This is a genomic window from Arthrobacter bussei (assembly GCF_009377195.2).
Classification (GTDB): Bacteria; Actinomycetota; Actinomycetes; order Actinomycetales; family Micrococcaceae; genus Arthrobacter_D; species Arthrobacter_D bussei.
Window position 1 is genome coordinate 1 of sequence record NZ_VJXX01000011.1, and the last position, 5,983, is coordinate 5,983.

At 55.6% G+C, this 5,983-nt stretch carries 3 rRNA genes; all 3 read left to right on the top strand.

Going from position 1 to position 5,983, the window contains the following annotated elements:
• The first annotated feature begins 180 nt into the window (after positions 1-180).
• The 3 genes from FNH21_RS16685 (at position 181) to rrf (ending at position 5,913) form a co-directional block, all read left to right on the top strand.
• Positions 181-1,714, top strand: a 16S ribosomal RNA gene (locus FNH21_RS16685).
• A gap of 658 nt (positions 1,715-2,372) precedes the next feature.
• Positions 2,373-5,528, top strand: a 23S ribosomal RNA gene (locus FNH21_RS16690).
• Positions 5,529-5,796: 268 nt separating this feature from the next.
• Positions 5,797-5,913 (top strand): 5S ribosomal RNA (gene rrf / locus FNH21_RS16695).
• The 16S, 23S and 5S rRNA genes sit together here, the layout of an rRNA operon.
• Positions 5,914-5,983 lie beyond the last annotated feature (70 nt).

A 5,983-nucleotide genomic window follows, 5' to 3' on the forward strand; every position in this document is an offset into this window, starting at 1 on the left:
TCCTGTTGTTTGAGAACTCAATAGTGTGCCAAGTTTGTTGATACCGATTGTTTTTTGATTGGTTGAATTTGCTGGTTGTCGCGCATTTTGTGTGTGGTGGCTGGTTTTTTTGGCTGGTTTCGAATTTTGTGCAGCGTGGTTCCTCGTTTTCCCGGGGTTCCGTGTTGTGTCTGTGAATCATTTACGGAGAGTTTGATCCTGGCTCAGGATGAACGCTGGCGGCGTGCTTAACACATGCAAGTCGAACGATGAACCTCACTTGTGGGGGGATTAGTGGCGAACGGGTGAGTAACACGTGAGTAACCTGCCCTTGACTCTGGGATAAGCCTGGGAAACCGGGTCTAATACTGGATACGACCTTCTGGCGCATGCCATGTTGGTGGAAAGCTTTTGTGGTTTTGGATGGACTCGCGGCCTATCAGCTTGTTGGTGGGGTAATGGCCTACCAAGGCGACGACGGGTAGCCGGCCTGAGAGGGTGACCGGCCACACTGGGACTGAGACACGGCCCAGACTCCTACGGGAGGCAGCAGTGGGGAATATTGCACAATGGGCGCAAGCCTGATGCAGCGACGCCGCGTGAGGGATGAAGGCCTTCGGGTTGTAAACCTCTTTCAGTAGGGAAGAAGCCGGTCTTTTGGGTTGGTGACGGTACCTGCAGAAGAAGCGCCGGCTAACTACGTGCCAGCAGCCGCGGTAATACGTAGGGCGCAAGCGTTATCCGGAATTATTGGGCGTAAAGAGCTCGTAGGCGGTTTGTCGCGTCTGCCGTGAAAGTCCGGGGCTTAACTCCGGATCTGCGGTGGGTACGGGCAGACTAGAGTGCAGTAGGGGAGACTGGAATTCCTGGTGTAGCGGTGAAATGCGCAGATATCAGGAGGAACACCGATGGCGAAGGCAGGTCTCTGGGCTGTAACTGACGCTGAGGAGCGAAAGCATGGGGAGCGAACAGGATTAGATACCCTGGTAGTCCATGCCGTAAACGTTGGGCACTAGGTGTGGGGGACATTCCACGTTTTCCGCGCCGTAGCTAACGCATTAAGTGCCCCGCCTGGGGAGTACGGCCGCAAGGCTAAAACTCAAAGGAATTGACGGGGGCCCGCACAAGCGGCGGAGCATGCGGATTAATTCGATGCAACGCGAAGAACCTTACCAAGGCTTGACATGAACCGGAATGATGCAGAGATGTGTCAGCCACTTGTGGCCGGTTTACAGGTGGTGCATGGTTGTCGTCAGCTCGTGTCGTGAGATGTTGGGTTAAGTCCCGCAACGAGCGCAACCCTCGTTCCATGTTGCCAGCGGGTTATGCCGGGGACTCATGGGAGACTGCCGGGGTCAACTCGGAGGAAGGTGGGGACGACGTCAAATCATCATGCCCCTTATGTCTTGGGCTTCACGCATGCTACAATGGCCGGTACAAAGGGTTGCGATACTGTGAGGTGGAGCTAATCCCAAAAAGCCGGTCTCAGTTCGGATTGAGGTCTGCAACTCGACCTCATGAAGTTGGAGTCGCTAGTAATCGCAGATCAGCAACGCTGCGGTGAATACGTTCCCGGGCCTTGTACACACCGCCCGTCAAGTCACGAAAGTTGGTAACACCCGAAGCCGGTGGCCTAACCCCTTGTGGGAGGGAGCCGTCGAAGGTGGGACCGGCGATTGGGACTAAGTCGTAACAAGGTAGCCGTACCGGAAGGTGCGGCTGGATCACCTCCTTTCTAAGGAGCGCCTCGAATGTCCGTCCTCGTCCTGTGTGGTGGGGGTGGTGTTCGCAGGAGTCAGCCCATAGCGCGGGCGTTTGTTCCGCGGTGGGTGCTCATGGGTGGAATATCAACGGATAGGTGCCTGGTGGTGCCTGCTAGCTGGTGAGTACGGATTGGTTCGTTCATGGTCCTTGGTCCTGGGGTTTCGGCTTCGGGGTGGGGGTTCGTGGGTGTTCTGGTTGTGGAAAGCTCAGGTTGGTGGGTGGTATCGGGTTGATCGTTTGGCACACTGTTGGGTCCTGAGATAACAGGGCTCTTATCTGTCGTGGTGTTGTGTCCTTTGGTGGGCGTGGCCCTGGGTGGTTGTCTGTATGCGCTTCGGTGTGTGTGGGTGGCTGGTTCCTGGGGGTGTGTCTGGTGGGGGGTGTGGTGCCGGCGGGTGGGGGTTTGGTTGTTTCTGGTTTTCCTGCGCATGCCGTGCTTGTCCCTTGGTTGGGGTGGGTGTGGGTGTGTTGGGGTTGTTGGTTGAGAACTGCATAGTGGACGCGAGCATCTTAAAAAGAAGCAATTTCTAAGATAAATCTGGTTTCGAGTGGATGCGTGGTCTTTCCTTTCGGGGGAAGGTGCGTGTGTGTTCGGGCCTGGTTTTCTCGATATGTTTTTTGATCTTTGTGGTCAAGTTTTTAAGGGCACACGGTGGATGCCTTGGCATCAGGAGCCGAAGAAGGACGTGGGAATCTGCGATAAGCCTGGGGGAGTTGATAACCGAACTTTGATCCCAGGATGTCCGAATGGGGAAACCCCGCCCGGCGCGCGAGTGACCGGGTGACCCGTATCTGAACACATAGGGTACGTGGAGGGAACGTGGGGAAGTGAAACATCTCAGTACCCACAGGAAGAGAAAACAATAGTGATTCCGTTAGTAGTGGCGAGCGAACGCGGAACAGGCTAAACCAGTGGTGTGTGATAGCCGGCGGGCGTTGCATCACTGGGGTTGTGGGACTTTCCGTTCCAGTTCTGCCGGACTGGTGAAATGAGTGCATGCGTATAGGTGAACGGGTTTGAAAGCCCGGCCGGAGAGGGTGTTAGTCCCGTAACCGTAATGCGTGATGCCGTTTGGAGAGGATCCCAAGTAGCACGGGGCCCGAGAAATCCCGTGCGAATCTGCCAGGACCACCTGGTAAGCCTAAATACTCCCTGATGACCGATAGCGGACCAGTACCGTGAGGGAAAGGTGAAAAGTACCCCGGGAGGGGAGTGAAATAGTACCTGAAACCGTGTGCCTACAAACCGTCGGAGCAGACTTGTTTCTGTGACGGCGTGCCTTTTGAAGAATGAGCCTGCGAGTTAGTGTTACGTCGCGAGGTTAACCCGTGTGGGGAAGCCGTAGCGAAAGCGAGTCTGAATAGGGCGACCAGAGTGGCGTGATCTAGACCCGAAGCGAAGTGATCTACCCATGGTCAGGTTGAAGCGACGGTAAGACGTCGTGGAGGACCGAACCCACTTCAGTTGAAAATGGAGGGGATGAGCTGTGGGTAGGGGTGAAAGGCCAATCAAACTTCGTGATAGCTGGTTCTCCCCGAAATGCATTTAGGTGCAGCGTTGCGTGTTTCTTATCGGAGGTAGAGCTACTGGATGGCTAATGGGCCCTACAAGGTTACTGACGTCAGCCAAACTCCGAATGCCGGTAAGTGAGAGCGCAGCAGTGAGACTGTGGGGGATAAGCTTCATAGTCGAGAGGGAAACAGCCCAGACCACCAACTAAGGCCCCTAAGCGTGTGCTAAGTGGGAAAGGATGTGGAGTTGCCCAGACAACCAGGAGGTTGGCTTAGAAGCAGCCACCCTTGAAAGAGTGCGTAATAGCTCACTGGTCAAGTGATTCCGCGCCGACAATGTAGCGGGGCTCAAGTACACCGCCGAAGTTGTGGCATTCACATATATCCCAAGCCGGAGACTTGTTCTCTTGGTTCAAGGGTGTGGATGGGTAGGGGAGCGTCGTGTGGGCAGTGAAGTCGCGGTGTAAACCAGCGGTGGAGCCTACACGAGTGAGAATGCAGGCATGAGTAGCGAAAGACGGGTGAGAAACCCGTCCGCCGAATGATCAAGGGTTCCAGGGTCAAGCTAATCTGCCCTGGGTAAGTCGGGACCTAAGGCGAGGCCGACAGGCGTAGTCGATGGACAACGGGTTGATATTCCCGTACCGGCGAAGAACCGCCAATACTGATCGAGGGATACTAACCGCCAGAAGCATGACCGCCCACCCTTGTGGTGACGTGGTTTTTTGTGGATCGCGGGACCTGATCTCGGGAGGTAAGCGTATTAACAGGTGTGACGCAGGAAGGTAGCCGAGCCGGGCGATGGTAGTCCCGGTCTAAGGATGTAGGGCGAACCATAGGCAAATCCGTGGTTCTGGTTTGAATACCGTGCTTGAGATCTGATGGGACCCCCGTATGGGGGAATTCGGTGATCCTATGCTGCCTAGAAAAGCATCGGCGCGAGGTTCTAGCCGCCCGTACCCCAAACCGACACAGGTGATCAGGTAGAGAATACTAAGGCGATCGAGAGAATTATGGTTAAGGAACTCGGCAAAATGCCCCCGTAACTTCGGGAGAAGGGGGGCCCCAACTGTGATGGTGACTAGCTCACCGGAGCGGATCAGGGCCGCAGAGACCAGGGGGAAGCGACTGTTTACTAAAAACACAGGTCCGTGCGAAGTCGCAAGACGATGTATACGGACTGACTCCTGCCCGGTGCTGGAAGGTTAAGAGGACCGGTTAGTTTCACGCTTGCGTGGGACGAAGCTGGGAATTTAAGCCCCAGTAAACGGCGGTGGTAACTATAACCATCCTAAGGTAGCGAAATTCCTTGTCGGGTAAGTTCCGACCTGCACGAATGGAGTAACGACTTCCCCGCTGTCTCAACCATAAACTCGGCGAAATTGCAGTACGAGTAAAGATGCTCGTTACGCGCAGCAGGACGGAAAGACCCCGAGACCTTCACTATAGTTTGGTATTGGTGTTCGGTGTGGCTTGTGTAGGATAGGTGGGAGACTGTGAAGCGTGGACGCCAGTTCACGTGGAGTCATCGTTGAAATACCACTCTGGTCACTCTGGATATCTAACTTCGGCCCGTAATCCGGGTCAGGGACAGTGCCTGATGGGTAGTTTAACTGGGGCGGTTGCCTCCTAAAAAGTAACGGAGGCGCCCAAAGGTTCCCTCAGCCTGGTTGGCAATCAGGTGGCGAGTGTAAGTGCACAAGGGAGCTTGACTGTGAGAGAGACATCTCGAGCAGGGACGAAAGTCGGGACTAGTGATCCGGCGGCACATTGTGGAATGGCCGTCGCTCAACGGATAAAAGGTACCTCGGGGATAACAGGCTGATCTTGCCCAAGAGTCCATATCGACGGCATGGTTTGGCACCTCGATGTCGGCTCGTCGCATCCTGGGGCTGGAGTAGGTCCCAAGGGTTGGGCTGTTCGCCCATTAAAGCGGTACGCGAGCTGGGTTTAGAACGTCGTGAGACAGTTCGGTCCCTATCCGCTGCGCGCGCAGGAAATTTGAGAAGGGCTGTCCTTAGTACGAGAGGACCGGGACGGACGAACCTCTGGTGTGTCAGTTGTACTGCCAAGTGCACCGCTGATTAGCTACGTTCGGATGGGATAACCGCTGAAAGCATCTAAGCGGGAAGCCTGCTTCAAGATGAGATTTCCATACACCTAGAGTGTGAGAGGCCCCCAGCCAGACCACTGGGTTGATAGGCCGGATGTGGAAGCAGGGACTACAGACCTGTGAAGCTGACCGGTACTAATAAGCCGATAACTTACACCACACACCCACCCCGCACCCCGTGACCAGCAATGATCACAGGATGACCAAGGGGTGAGTGAAGATCAAACATGCTACGCGTCCACTATGCGGTTCCCAACCAACAACAGGAACCACCACCACAACTCCATACAGCACAGTTGTCACAGTTGTAACCACAGACTTACCACCACCAACACCACCCGGACCACACCACCCCCACACCCATAACGGGCACCAAGGGGTGACAACGGACCCCGGGCAGGACACTGGACGGACACGGTAAACAAAGTTACGGCGGTCATAGCGTGGGGGAAACGCCCGGTCCCATTCCGAACCCGGAAGCTAAGACCCACAGCGCCGATGGTACTGCACCCGAGAGAGTGTGGGAGAGTAGGACACCGCCGGACAACACTTCACAGGCTGAGGCCCCACACCACCAGGTGCGGGGCCTCACCCCATTAACCCCACAACCCCACC